Source organism: Pseudoalteromonas luteoviolacea (assembly GCF_018100925.1).
GTDB lineage: Bacteria > Pseudomonadota > Gammaproteobacteria > Enterobacterales > Alteromonadaceae > Pseudoalteromonas > Pseudoalteromonas obscura.
In genome coordinates this window covers 192,499-207,469 of the sequence record NZ_JAGJEH010000006.1, presented here as the reverse complement: position 1 = coordinate 207,469, position 14,971 = coordinate 192,499, and the positions used below count along the sequence as shown (strand labels likewise).

Genomic DNA, 14,971 nt, shown 5'->3' with positions numbered 1-14,971 from the left:
AAAAGATTTAAAAAACCCCGCTTAGGCGGGGTTTTTTGTTTTTATAGCTACATATTATTTATCAGCAGCTAAGCGTACCTTGCTATAATAGCTGTTGCTATTCTAATCCAGTAAGAGAGTAACCATGAAGTTTGTCGATGAAGTAGAGATCCGTGCTGAAGCCGGCGATGGAGGGAGCGGTGTTGTTTCATTCCGTCGAGAGAAGTTTGTCCCAGATGGTGGTCCAGATGGCGGTGATGGTGGCGACGGCGGCAGTGTATTTTTAGAAGCCGATGAAAACCTCAATACTTTGATTGACTATCAATTTGAACGCTTTCACAGAGCTGAACGTGGTACAAATGGTCAAGGTCGCAATTGTACTGGTAAAAAAGGTACTGACTTAGTCCTAAAAGTCCCTGTGGGAACGCGTGTAACTGACGTGGATACACAGGAAAGCCTTGGTGATTTAACTCGTCATGGGCAGAAGCTTTTGGTTGCTAAAGGTGGTTACCATGGTTTAGGTAACACTCGCTTTAAATCAAGTACCAACCGTGCTCCTAGACAAAAAACTCTGGGTACACCTGGAGAAGTTAGAAACTTAAAGTTAGAACTGATGTTATTGGCTGATGTCGGCCTGCTTGGACTGCCTAATGCAGGTAAGTCTACCTTTATTCGCAGTGTTTCAGCTGCAAAACCGAAGGTTGCAGATTATCCATTTACGACATTGGTGCCTAACCTTGGAGTTGTGAGACCTGAGGCAAACAAGTCATTTGTGATCGCCGATATTCCTGGGTTAATTGAGGGTGCTTCAGACGGTGCTGGACTGGGTATTCGGTTTTTGAAGCACTTGGAGCGTTGTCGAGTGCTATTACATGTTGTAGACGTGATGCCAATTGATGGCACAGATCCAGTTGATAACGCGTTTGCCATTATTAATGAATTGCACCAATACAGTCCAAAACTAGCAGAAAAACCTCGCTGGTTAGTACTTAACAAGATTGATTTACTTGCTGAAGATGAACTTGAGGAAGTATGTGAGCGCATCGCTCAAGAGCTTGATGCAACAGAAGTATATCGAATTTCAGCTGCGAATAAATTCAACACACAGCAATTGTGTTACGATATACAAGGTCTTCTAGATACCTTGCCAAGAGATAAATTTGACGAGGAACAGCAAGAAGAAGTTGAATTCAAGTGGGATACTTATCATCGCCAAGCAACACAAGAAAGCAATGACGATTGGGATGATTGGGACGAAGATGACTACGATGTAGAAGTTATCTACGAGCGATAATAGAGGGCCACGAGGCCCTTTTTTAATACAAAAATATTATTGGAGTTAATTGTGCTTATATCAATGATAGCAGCGATGGCAAAGGATCGAGTGATCGGTGATGACAATAAAATGCCGTGGCACTTACCGGCGGATCTTCAGCACTTTAAAAGAATAACCATGGGTAAACCAGTTATCATGGGACGTAAAACTTTTGAGTCAATTGGACGTCCATTACCCGGAAGAAGAAATATTGTTATAACGCGAAATGAACAGTATCAAGCTGAAGGCATTGAAACTGCATCTTCAACTGAGGAAGCCTTGGCTTTAGTAGATAAAATAGACGAAGTTATGATCATTGGAGGTGGAAATATTTACGAACAGTTTCTACCATTATGTAATAGGCTGTATCTAACTCATATCGATCTAGAGGTCGCAGGGGATACGCAATTTCCTGATTATTTGCCATTTGGCGAGTGGGTAGAGAGTGAAGTTGAAACTTATGAGCCTGATGAGCGAAATAAATATCACTATAAGTTCGTAACTTTGAATAAAGGATTATGACTTTGTTGCTAACAGTTGTCTGTGTTGCTACAATAGTGTTTGTCCTTATGTAATAAAAAAGTGCTAGGTGAATTGGCAATGAAATTTGTACCTGTTTTGTTAAGTGTTTCTATTGGTTTGGGCGCGTTTTCTTTAAGTTTTGAAACTAAAGCAAACGATCAATTAGCTGTGACGCTATGCGAATACATCGCAGTAGATGACAAGGGGCGTGTGCGTAAAGCTTTAAAGAGTTCTCGTGTTAAAGTTCGTAATATCTTTGGCTCAATTCAGTGCAACGGCAATAATATTTTACGCCATGCAATTGCAAGCAATGCAGTTGAAACGGGTAAACTTATTGTCAAAGGTTTACCTAAAAGTGCACTAGCAGACGGTGCTGACATTGCTTGGGCAGAAAGCAATGGCCACGGTTCTTCACCGCTTATTGCAGAAATTAAGAAAAGAGCTGGCTTGTAATAAGTTAATTTGCTCATAGAAGGCTCCCTGATGGGGGCTTTTTTTGTGCCCAGTACACCGTGCTTTTATATGCAACTTATAAGCACATATGACTGCCTTCTTGCCCCTTTCTTTGTATTGTTCAGCCAACAAAGTTATATGACCTAAATCAAACGTATAACGGCATGATGACAATTTTCTTAAATTAGGCCTTGAGAATTGGGGCTTATGCTCCAATACTTATTTATAGGGTAAATAAAAAAAGGAAGATCCTATGAAGATTAATCTTTCTGGTCATCACGTCGATATGACAGATTCAGTGAAGCAGCATGTACAAGAAAAGTTTGCAAAGATTGCGAATCACTTTCCTTCTTTGTTATCACTGGACATTATTATCAGTAAAGAACACAAAAAGTTTTATACGGAAATTAGCACCAACTATGCGGGGTCTAGGATCTCAGTTAAGGGGGAAGATGGTGTAATGTATCCAGCAATCGCAAATGCAGCGAAAAAGCTTGATGCTTCTTTAAAACATAGGAAAGGGCAATTAAAAGCAAATAAACATGAGAAGCCAGTAAGTACAACTCCACCAATAGCCCATGAAATTATTCAAGAAATGAATCTCAATTAATATTTAGAGGCCTTTATAGGCCTCTTTTTATGCTGTTCATTCCAATGACATGATTAGTAATCTACAATCAATTTCAAAGTTAAATTATATTTTTTAAAGCGAACATTTATGAAAGCTGTGATACCAGTTGCGGGCTTAGGGACTCGCATGTTGCCTGCGACAAAGGCAATTCCAAAGGAAATGCTCCCCATTGTGGATAAACCTCTTATTCAATATATCGTTAAGGAATGTGTGTCTGCTGGTGTAAAAGAAATTGTTTTAGTGACTCACTCTTCGAAAAATGCAATTGAAAACCATTTTGATACAAGCTTTGAGTTGGAAGCTACGTTAGAGAAACGTGTCAAAAGAAAACTGTTAGATGAAATCCACTCGATTTGCCCTGAAGACGTGACCATTATGCATGTTAGGCAAGGTGAGGCTAAAGGCCTTGGGCATGCCGTATTGTGTGCAAAGCCTATTGTCGGCGATGACGACTTTATTGTTGTACTGCCTGATGTCGTGTTGGATGAGTATAGTGCAGATCAGAAAAGCGAAAACTTGGCTGCCATGGTCAAACGGTTCAAAGAAAATAATAGTAGTCAGATTATGTTAGAGCCTGTTCCTGCTGAAGATGTTAGTAAGTACGGTATTGCTGATATTAATGGTGTGGACTTGGCACCTGGCCAGAGCACAGCTATCAACTTTATGGTAGAGAAACCAAAGCAAGAAGAAGCGCCTTCGAACTTAGCTGTAGTTGGTCGTTATGTGCTTTCAAGAAAGATTTGGCCTTTATTAAAAAGAACACCGGTCGGTGCCGGTGGTGAAATACAGCTTACAGATGCGATCGATATGCTTATGGAGAATGAAACTGTAGAAGCTTTTCATATGAGTGGTGTATCTCATGATTGTGGTGATAAGCTAGGCTATCTAAAAGCAATTGTTCAATATGCAATGAGGGATGAATCTTTGGGTAGTGAATTTACTCAGTATATTAAATCTCTCTAGTGTGCAAAGATCAAGCAGGTTTCAGATGCCTGCTTGATAGATATACCCAACGTCTATATTCTCATTCTAGTGGCGCTCAACAAATCTTTGCCAGTTAATGTGGTTGTTGACCACCCTAACAGGTTTTATTACCCGGGATAGTAATTCAAGGTTGAGCTTTTCAACAGCTGCTCCGTCCTCTTTTAGGCCTAGTAAATAGCTCATTGCCGGACGTTTTCCTAGCTGAATTGCCGAGATATAAATTTGCTGCTCGAAGTTTAATCTTAAGCTGCTGATTGCGGTTTTTAAACCTTGCTGATCAATATTAGGTAGACCACACTTTTGTAAATAGCCTAGACGCTCGCCTTCTCCAGAAAACCAAATACGCACTTTTTCGCTATATCTTCCTGACTTTGAGGGTAAATCAAAGAGCAGTCGATCATGACCTGAGTCTTCTACAAGCTGTATATAGTGCTCAAGCCCGGCTTCCCACAAGGCGCAGTGAATAGGAACTAGTCTAGATTGAATTTTTCCATGAGTGTGAAAATCGAAGGTGTGAATGGAGTCGACTTTTTTTATATCATTTAGAGTAAGGTTGCCCAGCTCATCACTGTATGCACCGGTATAATAAGCCAATAGCGGCAACCAAAAATGCCAGTGTTTGGGCTGCTCTCGTTTGAGTTTTTCGTCACCATAAATGTAGCCATTGAATAGGCTATATAGTTCCATGTGGGTAAAGGCGCGCCTACCAAACTGAGATTTCATGGGTAACTGCTTTAACTGTCTGACATTTGGTAGACAAGTCTATAGCGTTTATATGGATTGATAAAGTTATTTATAAATCCTTATGTAGTAATAGGTTACTACCAGTCGGTTTTTAATTTTGTGTACCATTTTCCAAATAGGTAAGACAGGATATACGCAGCAAAGAGGCTAGGTTACTAACAGCACCATGTCTTTCAATTGATTCCTGATAGAGCATAGAAATGAACTTCGCAACACTGATCTGCTCTTGTGCTGCGATCTGTTCCAATACTTGCCATACCTTATTTTCAAGCGCCAAGCTGGTCACGACCCCCTGTACGCGAATGGATTTTTTGCTGACTAAATATAGATCTGGTGACTGGGAGGCGTAGAGTTCGCACATTTTTGGAGGCTCCAATGGCTAAAATGATACATTCAATGATCCGTGTACAGGATCTCGCAGGCTCAATTAAATTCTATCACGAACTATTTGGGTTTGAGGTGAGAAGAACAATTGAGTTTGATCAATTTTCATTGACTTACTTAGGTAATAGCGAAAGTCATTTTGAACTTGAATTGACACATAACTTTGCCAACACCGCTCCCTATCAGTTGGGTAACGGGTATGGTCATTTGGCCCTGAGCTCGGATAACATCGAGTTTTTGTGGCAGAAAGCCAAAACACAGGGATACCAACCCTCTGAAATTAAATCTTTAAATCAACAAGAACAACAGGTTGCTAAGTTCTTTTTTGTGACTGATCCGGATGGTTATCAATTAGAGGTAATTGAACGAAACTATATTTTTAATTAAGCCATTGCAAATTCATCACGGTTGCCCATCCAGCGAAGAATAAGTGGGTCTACGCACTCCTCATGTTGATTGAGGAGTGAGAATGCAAGACCTCTAATACTGGGAAGCATATGCTTGTCTCGGGTCAGATCAGCAATTTTTAGATCAGCAAGTCCAGTTTGTTTAGTCCCTAGTACTTCACCAGGGCCTCGGATCTCCAAATCCTTTTCAGCAATAACAAACCCGTCATTACTATCTCTTAGCACACCAAGTCTTTTTTGTGCGGTATTTGACAGTGGTGCGTGATATAGCAATAAACAGTGAGACGCTATGGCGCCACGGCCAACTCGCCCCCTTAGCTGGTGTAGTTGAGCAAGCCCTAATCGTTCAGGGTTTTCAATGATAATCAGGCTGGCGTTAGGTACATCAACCCCGACTTCTATGACTGTTGTTGCGACCAAAACATGATAATTTCCGGCCTTAAAGTCAGTCATGATCTGCTGTTTTTCTTGTGCTTTCATCCGCCCATGCACTAGCGCAATTTTGAGTTCAGGTAATTGTTTTGTGAGTTGCTCAGCCGTATCTTCAGCCGCTTGACACTGAAGCACCTCCGATTCATCAATCAGTGTACATACCCAATAAACTTGCCTATTTTGTTCTATACAAGCACTTTTAACACGTTGAATAACTTGATCTCGGCGTGTATCAGGCACTGCAACTGTGGTAATAGGTGTTCTTCCAGGTGGCAACTCATCAATGACGGATGTTTCCAAGTCGGCATACGCTGTCATAGCAAGGGTACGGGGGATCGGTGTGGCTGTCATGACTAACTGATGAGGGTAACAATCGCCAAATTTACCTTTCTCCCTTAAGGAAAGTCGCTGATGTACACCAAACCTGTGCTGTTCATCAATGATGATTAATGCAAGATTTGAAAAGTTAACCTGCTCTTGAAAGAGTGCATGAGTGCCAACCACCATTTGCGCTTTACCTGACGCTATTTTTTCGAGGGTTTCCTTGCGCTCTTTGCCTTTTGTTTTACCACCTAGCCAACAGGTTTCTATATTTAATTTAGCAAACCAGTTTTGAAAATTGAGCGCATGTTGCTCTGATAGTATCTCTGTAGGTGCCATGAGCGCGACCTGATAACCTCTTGCGATGGCTGTGAGTGCACTCAGTGCAGCAACTAGGGTTTTACCTGAGCCTACATCGCCTTGTACTAAGCGCAACATGGGTTCGGGTTTTTGCAGATCTTGTTTTATTTCACTGACAACCCGGCCTTGCGCATTTGTAGGCCTAAAAGGAAGTTGCGCGAGAAATTCAGGCTCTATTGAATTGGTCGGAGGAAGGGCGACGGCTTTAACGGCTTGGCTTTTTTTCCTGAGTTTTAATAGGCTGAGGTTTTGTGCCAAAAGCTCCTCAAAAGCTAAACGCTGTTGTGCTGGGTGTTGCCCCAATTCCAGTTGAGTTAAATCGACATCTTGTGGCGGGCTGTGTAAAAGCAATAGTGCATCTTTCAAGCTCAGCTGGTTGGGCCTAAATTGCACTGGCAAGTGGTCATCAATATCGTACTTTCTCAGTAGCTCGACTGCTTGTTCAGCAATTGCTCTGATACTTAATTGTTTAAGCCCTTCGGTGGTCGGATAAACAGGGGTTAAGGACTCATCTACACTATCACTTGCTTCTGCTGAGCTGTGAATGTGGTACTCAGGGTGTGCCATTTCAAGACCTACCCTACCACGTCTAGCTTCTCCGAAACAGCGCATGATTTTACCTGGTTGCATGGCATTTTTTTGCGCCGCAGAGAAATTGAAAAAACGCAGAGTGAGTCGTCCTGTCCCATCATTAATTTGGCAAACCAGCATCCGTCGTTTACCAAAAGTGATGTTCGCTTGTTCTATTTCACCTTCCACACTCACATGCATATGCGGCATAAGAGACGCAATACTATATGTTTTGGCCCTATCTTCATAACGCAAAGGCAAGTGGAATAGCATGTCTTGTACTTGTGCGATACCTAATTTAGCCAATCGCTGCGCCGCTTTAGGGCCAACACCTTTTAGGTCTGTGATTGGGTAGTGCGCCAAATTAGGAGAAGACATAAGTATCCTTACTGTTTGCTAAATTTTAGCGTGTTCCAAAATGTATCGTCGGCAATAATTTCACCATTGTCATCTAACTCAGGGTAGGGTAATCCCTTTTCATTGCAACGGTTTGCGATAATTGGATGGCAGCCTTCGAAAAGTAACTTGTGTTTTACTTTTGGGTCCAGCATATCTTTTTGTTGGTACATGCCTGCGGCTTCGCGCTGTCTTTGCGCTTCATACAAAATCAATGCAGCAGCAACAGACACATTTAAAGATTGCACCATACCAGCCATCGGAATAACAATATGTTGATCGGCATGTTCAAGTGCTCTATCTGAAATACCTAAACGTTCTTGCCCAACAATTATCGCAGTTGGTTTTGTATAATCGATTTCTCTAAAGTCTACTGCGCTGTCACTTAAATTGGTGGCCAATAGTTGGATACCTGGGTTTTGCTCTCTAATTGTAGTGACAGCTTGATCGATATCATCATGCATTTGTGTGTCAACCCAATTTTTGCTGCCACCAGATGTGTTATTGGTCAAACGACGCTGTTCTTGAGGCCATACCGCATGAACATAGTGACAGCCAACCGCGTCGGCGGTACGTACAATCGCTGACAAATTATGATGTTTATGCACCTCATCCAAACATACAGTTAGGTCTGTTTGTCTCTGCTCCAAAATGCGTTTAACGCGCTGAAAGCGATTTTCTTTCATCGAGAACTGCTCTTAAATTCAAAATTGCAGCGCATTATATCAAATTAATTACTGTATAAGTACACACCTATTTATTTCCCAAATTGGCTAAGCTTAGGGCTGTATCTCGCGTTTGATAGGGGCTTGCAAAGAGATCAAGGTTTCAGTGGATTGTATTGCTTCAATTGATTGTATTTTATTGACTAGCACATCGTGTAAGTGGTCCATCGAACAGCTCAATACTTTGATAAATATACTGTAATTACCCGTTGTATAATAAGCTTCTACAACCTCTTCAAAGCTTTCCAGCTTGGCGATGGTGTCTTGATAATCTCTTGCATGTTTGAGGTTAATACCGATAAAACAGCAAACATCATAGCCGAGTTTTTTGGCATTGATACATACTTTTGTGCCTTCAATAATACCTGCCTGTTTCATTTTCTCCACTCGCACGTGAATTGTTCCCGCACTGACGGCGAAACGTTTGGCTAATTCAGCATATGGAGTACGGGCATCGGTCATTAATGCGTTAAGAATAGATTTGTCGAGATTATCGATCTGATAAATTTCCATGGCTTATAGAGAATGAAATTATTGATTCAATAAATATACAGATATATTTTTGATGATTAAAGTTGTTATTGGTTATTTTTTCTTTTGAATATTGAATTTATATCGAAATTTGTTGACGATGAGTACATCAGATAAATCACAACACAGAATCATCGACAATTTGGAATGGGGATCAATATGAAATCACAATACTTAAAAACACAGCAGCAAATAGCACGTGTCAAAAGCGTTTTCTCAGCGCAACTAACTGAAAAGTTGGGGCTAGTAGAAGTACAAGCACCTATCTTGGCAAAAGTTGGTGATGGTATTCAAGACAACTTGAGCGGTACAGAGAAAGCAGTGGCTGTAAACGTTAAAACCCTTGCTGATAGTGAGTTTGAGGTGGTTCATTCGCTGGCTAAGTGGAAACGAAAAACATTGGGTGACTATGGCTTTGGTGTTGGAGAAGGTCTCTACACACATATGAAAGCACTGCGCCCAGATGAAGAGCGTCTATCTCCAATTCATTCAGTATTTGTTGATCAATGGGATTGGGAAAAGGTCATTTGTGGAGATACACAGCGAGATCTTTCAACTTTAAAAGAGACTGTTAGCACGCTTTATCAGTGCATCAAACACACAGAGCAGGCAATTGCAGATGAGTTTGGTAGTCAGCCTTTTTTACCTGAGCAAATTACTTTTGTGCATGCCGAAGCGCTGCGTAAAATGTACCCTGACTTTAGCGCTAAACAGCGAGAAAAAGCGATTGCGCAAGAATACGGTGCTGTGTTCTTAATTGGTATCGGCGGTGAGTTAGGTGATGGTGAAATCCATGATGTTAGAGCGCCAGATTATGACGACTGGTCAACGGCAACATGTGACCAGTATCAAGGGCTAAACGGAGATATCCTTGTTTGGAACCCTGTGTTAGAGGACGCTTTTGAAATTTCATCTATGGGGATCCGAGTATCACCGGAGTCTTTGGCTCATCAGTTAAAGATCAGTGATGCGCAGGAGCGACTCGAATTTGATTGGCACAAGGCACTATTGGCGGGAGAACTGCCGCAAACGATTGGTGGTGGAATTGGCCAGTCTCGATTAGTTATGCTGTTGCTGCAAAAGCAACACATTGCACAAGTTCAGGTCGGCGTTTGGCCCGAAGAGCTCAAAGAGACTATTGAAGGCGTTTTATAATTGGTAATTGTAGGGGGAAATGTCCCCCTAACTTTTAAACTCAATTTCAATTTGGCCGTCTGTTAATTTTGCCGTGCACGGAGGGTAGCTGCGATTTGTTGTATAAGTTTTATCAAAAATATGGATCTCAACACCAGAGTGAAGTGCCGAAGTCGCCTGCAGATGTGTGCCTTCAAGTAATTCATGCAATGTATGGTCGAGTTCGCTGAGTTTGTTTTCCAATGCTTCAGCCTGTTGACAGTAATGAGTTTGAGTTGCACTGATTTTTGCCATGAGCACTTTCTTTTTTTCGACATCTTTAAGCTGATCTGCTTTTTCAACAGCCTTTTGGAGGTTATCAAGTTGCTCGTCAGTTTCACCCAAATCTCTTATGCATTGGTCAGTTTTACTGGTAATTTCAACACCTGAGTTAGCAAGATAGACAGACATGGTTGCACCTGATGGGCTGCCTATCTCTCCCGCTGTAATTGATTGGGCATCAAATACTGTACCGCCTATAAGTTTCCCGCGAGGGTTATCTTCTAAACCTATTCTGACAGTTCTCAAGGCCTTTATATCACAGTGGTTTGCTTGTTTTTGAATGTAGATATTTCGCGCTTCCAAATAGGTGTACTGTCCGTGCACGATATCAATGTTGCCCTCGGCAATGAGCTTGCAAGTTAAGCTTTGGTCGTTATCACTGTGATCTAAGTGGCCAATAACGCCTCCACGCACCTCAATATTGCCTTCACTGATAATTTCTCCTGACTCAACGGTGCCCATGATCGTAATATCACCAGATGCTTTTACGCGCATACCTGGTTCGACATTGTGAGTAACAATGACACTGCCGCTAAATTCAATATGTCCGGATTTAACATTGACGTCAGCAATGGTAAAAATATCATCTACGCGCATACCATTTTGAATATCGGAAGGGCAGCCGGCAATGGTTGCAATGAGTTCTAGTGGGTTTGATGGAGAAATTTCTGTGCCTTCTCCTGCAACCAGCTGAAAAGAATCACCGGGCTTAGGTTCTATGCTATCTCCTGTCACTGTAAACCCCTCTTTGCCCGGCGTCGCTGGACGTTGAGTGATCAACAGTGTGCCTGGTGAGACGCTGGATAAAGCGCCAAAATCACGCATATCTACTGTGCCATCTTCTCTGAGTTTTGGTTGCTTCAAGCGTTCTTTTAGGGTCAAAACATGCGAGATCAGTTTGGCTGGAAGGCCATTTTCTGGTGGTCTACCCTGTGCGATAACGCCATGATGCTCAGAGCCCGGGGGGGCATCAAATTGTTTGGAGAGAATATTTTCTAAGAAGGCTTGTTTATACCCTCTACATACGCCGGACTTTACAATGATTTTTTTAGCTTGATCTAGGCTAATGAGGCTGCCACCTTGCGCTGTCGTCAAAGTGGCTGAAGCCTGCATTTTATCTTCTGAAACGGAGATCCGTAACTGGGCGTTTTTTTGTTTTGCGACCAACAATTGTTGCTCAGCAGCTTGGCTCTGGAAATAGGCGGCAATGGAGTCGTGATCTACTTCACAATCGGCATAGGGTGAGCACTCAAGCGCCTCGACGATGAAGGCTTGGCTAGGTGGCGTAGCTGACGCAACGTCCATTAATATTTGGCCATCTTTAGTGACTTTAAACACAGACTATTCCTTATAGACCGAGCGGCTCTATAAAAGAGTCCGCACTTCAACTTACCCTTTTTATTTGCAGTGGCGCAAAAAATATCTCACACACAACATATTATTTGTAGTTAGTATGACAACCAAATGCTTAATAAATTCCGACATTCACCTTAAAGCTGCAAAGCCAAGCTTTGATTGACTCATTTTAATTAGGTTATACGTATGTATGTGTTACCAGCTTGCTTAATTAATATTATGTAGTCAAGCTGTTAAGATCAAAGTTCGCTGGAGAATTTTAGGCTTTTTGTGTATTTGCTCTCTTCATTTAACACATAGAAGCAAAAACGGCCCACTTTTAGCGGGCCGTTTTGATGTGAGTGCTACAACGAAAAAATTAATTCATTGAAGGCAGCTCCATAATGCCGTCAATTTCTATCTGTACATTTTTTGGCAACTCTTTTACACCTATTGCTGCTCTCGCAGGGTATGGGGTTTTAAAGTATTGGCTCATAATCTCATTGACGGTTGCAAAGTTACTCAAGTCCGTCATGAAAATGTTTACTTTCACCATGTCCTGAAGTTGTCCGCCAGCCGCTTCACATACAGCTGATAGGTTTTTAAATACTTGGTGTGTTTGCTCACTAAAATCTTCTGAAACGATTTCCATCGTGTTTGGCACCAATGGAATTTGGCCAGATAAGTAAACAGCCGTGCCAACCTTAATGGCCTGATTGTATGTACCGATTGCGGCAGGAGCTTGATCGGTAGAAATAATCGCTTTGTTCATAATAACTTCCTTTAGCGTTTTCTATACACGCGTTGCACGTCTGGCATAACGCGAATCTTACGCATAATATTTGCGACGTGGATCCTATCTTTAACGGTCACGCCTAAATCTATAATATATAAATTACTTTCTTTTTCTTCAGTGGCGATTTCAACAATATTCGCTTGTGCACTGGCAACCACATTGGTCAGCTTAGCTAGCGCACCTTGGTGATTGATGATTTCAACGCGCAGGGCTGCAATGTATTCTTTTTCTGGGTTATCTTCCCATTTTACAACACAATATTTAGCGCGCTCGCTTTCCCAGCCTTTGATGTTGCGACACTCTTGTCTGTGTACCATTAAGCCTTTACCTTGGCTAACGTAGGCTGCGATGGCATCACCGGGAACAGGGCGGCAGCATTTAGCATAGGTGACAAGCATACCTTCAGTACCAATTATTGCTGCCTTTGCTTGTTTAGCAAGGCTTTCAATACCATCGTCCGCTTGCAGTAGGCGTTTGGCTATGAGCACACTCATAATATTACCGTTGCCAATCTCGACTAACAGCTCAAGCAGGGTATTGAGGTCGTGTTCTTCTAGTACGCGCTCAATTTGCTCGGTTGGAATATCATCCAGTTTTTGTTCGCCTAACGCAGAGTCGAGCAGTCGTCGACCAAGTTGAATGGACTCTTCTTGATGTTGGCTTTTCAGGTAGTTTCTCACGCCTAAACGCGCTTTACCTGTGACGATGAAATTAAGCCATGTCGCATTGGGGTGCGCCCCAGAACTGGTAATAACTTCAACCGTTTGGCCTGTGTCTAGTGCTTTGCTCAGCGGATAAGGTTTGCGGTTAACTCGAGCTCCAACGCAGGTGTTACCAACATCGGTATGAACGGCATAAGCAAAATCAACAGCAGTCGCGCCCATGGGGAGCTCGACGATTCGGCCATCTGGCGTAAACACATAAATCTCTTCAGGGAAGAGCTCTGTTTTGACGTTTTCGACAAATTCAAATGATGAACCGGCACTTTGCTGTAATTCAAGTAAGCTTTGCATCCACTGACGCGCGCGTTGCTGAGCTGTATGTCCCGCACTGTCACCTGATTTTTTATACATCCAATGTGCCGCAACCCCTTTGTCTGCCATATGATCCATATCATGGGTACGGATCTGAATTTCAACAGGGATACCGTGTGGGCCGACTAGCGAGGTGTGTAAAGATTGATAGCCATTGGTCTTAGGTACCGCGATATAGTCTTTGAAGCGTGTTTCAATTGGCTTATACAAGTTGTGAGCTACACCGAGGACTCGATAACAGGTATCTATGTCGTCGACATTGATGCGAAAAGCATAAATATCCATGACTTCATTAAAAAGTAGCTCTTTATTGAGCATCTTACGGTAAATGCTATAAAGGTGTTTTTCACGCCCTTTGACAGAAGCCGTGATACCACTTTCTTCTAAACGAGATTCAATCTCTGTCTGAATATTGCTGATCACCTCTTTACGGTTACCACGCGCTTTGGCAACTTCAGATTTTAACGCTCGATGGCGCATTGGATACAAGGCTTGAAAACCTAAGTCTTCAAGTTCATTTTTGATATCGTGGATACCTAAACGATTGGCAATAGGCGCAAATATTTCGAGTGTTTCTCTGGCAATGCGTCGACGTTTTTCAGGTCTTAAAAACCCTAATGTGCGCATATTATGTGTTCTATCAGCCAGTTTGATAAGAATAACACGTATATCTTGTGTCATTGCCATGATCATCTTGCGATAGTTTTCAGCTTGAAACTCTTTTTTATCTTTAAAGTCGAGTTTGTCTAGCTTACTGACTCCGGCAACGAGTTCAGCAACGGTTTCACCAAATATCTCAGCCAGATCCGCCTGACTAAAATCGGTGTCTTCGATAACATCATGCATCAGTGCAGCCATGAGGGTTTCATGGTCTAACTTCATGCTGGCAAGTATCTGTGTCACTTCAACCGGGTGAGTGATATAGGGTTCACCACTTGAGCGAGTCTGACCTTCATGCGCTTCACGAGCGACAACATAGGCTTTTTGTACCAGCTCGACGTCTTCTGGTGATAGGTACTCTGAGATTTTTTTCTTGAGGCCTTCAAATAGATACATTCACACTCCAATGTTCCAGTGAAGTTAATAGATAGTTATTATTGAATATACGATGAATTGGCTCGGAAGCCAACGCATACGCGTATAGCTTTTGCAATATAATGAAAAAAAACGCCAGCTAGAAGCTGGCGTTATCTTAAACTTTGCTTAGATTCGGCTTTAAAAGCCGTCTAGAAGTTTATTTTAGCGGTTACCACCAACGATAGCTGCTACAGCTGCAAGCTCAGCGGCCTCTTGGTTTTGTTGCTCTTCACGATCGATCATATCTAGAGAGTCTGTTGTTACCAGACCTTCTTCAATTTCACGTAGCGCAATAACGGTTGGCTTGTCATTTTCAGCATCAACCATTGGATCTTTGCCACCAACAGAAATTTGACGAGCGCGACGCGCTGCAACAAGGATTAAATCGAAACGGTTACCAATTTTATCTACTGCATCTTCTACAGTTACGCGAGCCATCGAAGCACTCCAAAAAATTATACATTTAGCAAAGGGCTAGTTTACTTGAAACCACCGAGTTCGCCAAGTGAATGGTTAAAAT

Annotated in this window: 16 protein-coding genes; 7 read left to right on the top strand and 9 right to left on the bottom strand. The window is 42.2% G+C overall.

The window, feature by feature from the left end:
• Positions 1-124 precede the first annotated feature (124 nt).
• From cgtA to galU, 5 genes are all read left to right on the top strand, one after another.
• Positions 125-1,273, top strand: coding sequence for an Obg family GTPase CgtA (gene cgtA, locus J8M00_RS14515; RefSeq protein ID WP_023399741.1), 1,149 nt, complete (start codon positions 125-127; stop codon positions 1,271-1,273).
• Between the two features lie 51 nt (positions 1,274-1,324).
• Positions 1,325-1,816, top strand: a complete 492-nt coding sequence (gene folA / locus J8M00_RS14510) for a type 3 dihydrofolate reductase (protein ID WP_211011215.1) — start codon at positions 1,325-1,327, stop codon at positions 1,814-1,816.
• A gap of 78 nt (positions 1,817-1,894) precedes the next feature.
• Positions 1,895-2,269, top strand: coding sequence for a DUF3718 domain-containing protein (locus J8M00_RS14505; protein ID WP_023399743.1), 375 nt, complete (start codon positions 1,895-1,897; stop codon positions 2,267-2,269).
• A 253-nt stretch (positions 2,270-2,522) separates the two neighbouring features.
• Complete coding sequence (gene hpf / locus J8M00_RS14500; RefSeq protein WP_211011207.1) at positions 2,523-2,879, top strand: ribosome hibernation-promoting factor, HPF/YfiA family; 357 nt, start codon at positions 2,523-2,525, stop codon at positions 2,877-2,879.
• A gap of 108 nt (positions 2,880-2,987) precedes the next feature.
• On the top strand, positions 2,988-3,863 hold the full coding sequence (gene galU / locus J8M00_RS14495; protein WP_211011205.1) for a UTP--glucose-1-phosphate uridylyltransferase GalU: 876 nt from the start codon (positions 2,988-2,990) through the stop codon (positions 3,861-3,863).
• A 66-nt stretch (positions 3,864-3,929) separates the two neighbouring features.
• On the opposite strand, the gene J8M00_RS14490 is transcribed toward galU, so the two are convergent.
• Both J8M00_RS14490 and J8M00_RS14485 read right to left on the bottom strand, forming a co-directional pair.
• Positions 3,930-4,607 (bottom strand): hypothetical protein, encoded by a 678-nt coding sequence (locus J8M00_RS14490; RefSeq protein ID WP_211011203.1) that lies wholly within the window; start codon positions 4,605-4,607, stop codon positions 3,930-3,932.
• 112 nt (positions 4,608-4,719) lie between these two features.
• A complete protein-coding gene (locus J8M00_RS14485; RefSeq protein WP_211011201.1) occupies positions 4,720-4,989 on the bottom strand; it encodes a ribbon-helix-helix domain-containing protein in 270 nt (89 codons plus the stop codon).
• Between the two features lie 14 nt (positions 4,990-5,003).
• On the opposite strand from J8M00_RS14485, the gene J8M00_RS14480 reads away from it, so the two are divergent.
• A complete protein-coding gene (locus J8M00_RS14480; RefSeq protein WP_211011199.1) occupies positions 5,004-5,399 on the top strand; it encodes a VOC family protein in 396 nt (131 codons plus the stop codon).
• Here the strand turns inward: J8M00_RS14480 and recG are convergent.
• The 3 genes from recG to asnC form a co-directional block, all read right to left on the bottom strand.
• On the bottom strand, positions 5,396-7,480 hold the full coding sequence (recG, locus tag J8M00_RS14475) for an ATP-dependent DNA helicase RecG (protein ID WP_211011197.1): 2,085 nt from the start codon (positions 7,478-7,480) through the stop codon (positions 5,396-5,398). The two genes, J8M00_RS14480 and recG, sit on opposite strands and share 4 nt — an antisense overlap.
• A gap of 8 nt (positions 7,481-7,488) precedes the next feature.
• Positions 7,489-8,184: a tRNA (guanosine(18)-2'-O)-methyltransferase TrmH gene (trmH, locus tag J8M00_RS14470; protein ID WP_211011195.1), complete on the bottom strand. Its 696-nt coding sequence runs from the start codon at positions 8,182-8,184 to the stop codon at positions 7,489-7,491.
• Between the two features lie 93 nt (positions 8,185-8,277).
• Positions 8,278-8,736: a transcriptional regulator AsnC gene (asnC, locus tag J8M00_RS14465; RefSeq protein ID WP_211011193.1), complete on the bottom strand. Its 459-nt coding sequence runs from the start codon at positions 8,734-8,736 to the stop codon at positions 8,278-8,280.
• A gap of 177 nt (positions 8,737-8,913) precedes the next feature.
• On the opposite strand from asnC, the gene asnA reads away from it, so the two are divergent.
• On the top strand, positions 8,914-9,909 hold the full coding sequence (asnA, locus tag J8M00_RS14460) for an aspartate--ammonia ligase (RefSeq protein ID WP_211011191.1): 996 nt from the start codon (positions 8,914-8,916) through the stop codon (positions 9,907-9,909).
• A 27-nt stretch (positions 9,910-9,936) separates the two neighbouring features.
• Here the strand turns inward: asnA and J8M00_RS14455 are convergent, their stop codons facing one another.
• The 4 genes from J8M00_RS14455 to rpoZ all read right to left on the bottom strand — a co-directional run bounded on the left by J8M00_RS14455 (position 9,937) and on the right by rpoZ (position 14,889).
• A complete protein-coding gene (locus J8M00_RS14455; protein WP_211011189.1) occupies positions 9,937-11,547 on the bottom strand; it encodes a DUF342 domain-containing protein in 1,611 nt (536 codons plus the stop codon).
• Positions 11,548-11,923: 376 nt separating this feature from the next.
• Positions 11,924-12,316, bottom strand: coding sequence for a RidA family protein (locus J8M00_RS14450; protein ID WP_023399754.1), 393 nt, complete (start codon positions 12,314-12,316; stop codon positions 11,924-11,926).
• Between the two features lie 11 nt (positions 12,317-12,327).
• Positions 12,328-14,430, bottom strand: a complete 2,103-nt coding sequence (gene spoT, locus J8M00_RS14445; RefSeq protein WP_211011187.1) for a bifunctional GTP diphosphokinase/guanosine-3',5'-bis pyrophosphate 3'-pyrophosphohydrolase — start codon at positions 14,428-14,430, stop codon at positions 12,328-12,330.
• Between the two features lie 183 nt (positions 14,431-14,613).
• Positions 14,614-14,889 carry a DNA-directed RNA polymerase subunit omega gene (gene rpoZ, locus J8M00_RS14440; RefSeq protein WP_211011186.1) on the bottom strand — a complete coding sequence of 92 codons (276 nt, stop codon included), beginning with the start codon at positions 14,887-14,889 and terminating at the stop codon, positions 14,614-14,616.
• Positions 14,890-14,971 lie beyond the last annotated feature (82 nt).

Excerpts from the sequence above, each read along its gene's own strand:
- cgtA (WP_023399741.1), top strand. The coding sequence starts at position 125 with ATGAAGTTTGTCGATGAAGTAGAGATCCGTGCTGAAGCCGGCGATGGA.
- J8M00_RS14505 (WP_023399743.1), top strand. The coding sequence starts at position 1,895 with ATGAAATTTGTACCTGTTTTGTTAAGTGTTTCTATTGGTTTGGGCGCG.
- hpf (WP_211011207.1), top strand. The coding sequence starts at position 2,523 with ATGAAGATTAATCTTTCTGGTCATCACGTCGATATGACAGATTCAGTG.
- galU (WP_211011205.1), top strand. The coding sequence starts at position 2,988 with ATGAAAGCTGTGATACCAGTTGCGGGCTTAGGGACTCGCATGTTGCCT.
- J8M00_RS14490 (WP_211011203.1), bottom strand. The coding sequence starts at position 4,607 with ATGAAATCTCAGTTTGGTAGGCGCGCCTTTACCCACATGGAACTATAT.
- J8M00_RS14485 (WP_211011201.1), bottom strand. The coding sequence starts at position 4,989 with ATGTGCGAACTCTACGCCTCCCAGTCACCAGATCTATATTTAGTCAGC.
- J8M00_RS14480 (WP_211011199.1), top strand. The coding sequence starts at position 5,004 with ATGGCTAAAATGATACATTCAATGATCCGTGTACAGGATCTCGCAGGC.
- recG (WP_211011197.1), bottom strand. The coding sequence starts at position 7,480 with ATGTCTTCTCCTAATTTGGCGCACTACCCAATCACAGACCTAAAAGGT.
- trmH (WP_211011195.1), bottom strand. The coding sequence starts at position 8,184 with ATGAAAGAAAATCGCTTTCAGCGCGTTAAACGCATTTTGGAGCAGAGA.
- asnC (WP_211011193.1), bottom strand. The coding sequence starts at position 8,736 with ATGGAAATTTATCAGATCGATAATCTCGACAAATCTATTCTTAACGCA.
- asnA (WP_211011191.1), top strand. The coding sequence starts at position 8,914 with ATGAAATCACAATACTTAAAAACACAGCAGCAAATAGCACGTGTCAAA.
- J8M00_RS14450 (WP_023399754.1), bottom strand. The coding sequence starts at position 12,316 with ATGAACAAAGCGATTATTTCTACCGATCAAGCTCCTGCCGCAATCGGT.
- spoT (WP_211011187.1), bottom strand. The coding sequence starts at position 14,430 with ATGTATCTATTTGAAGGCCTCAAGAAAAAAATCTCAGAGTACCTATCA.
- rpoZ (WP_211011186.1), bottom strand. The coding sequence starts at position 14,889 with ATGGCTCGCGTAACTGTAGAAGATGCAGTAGATAAAATTGGTAACCGT.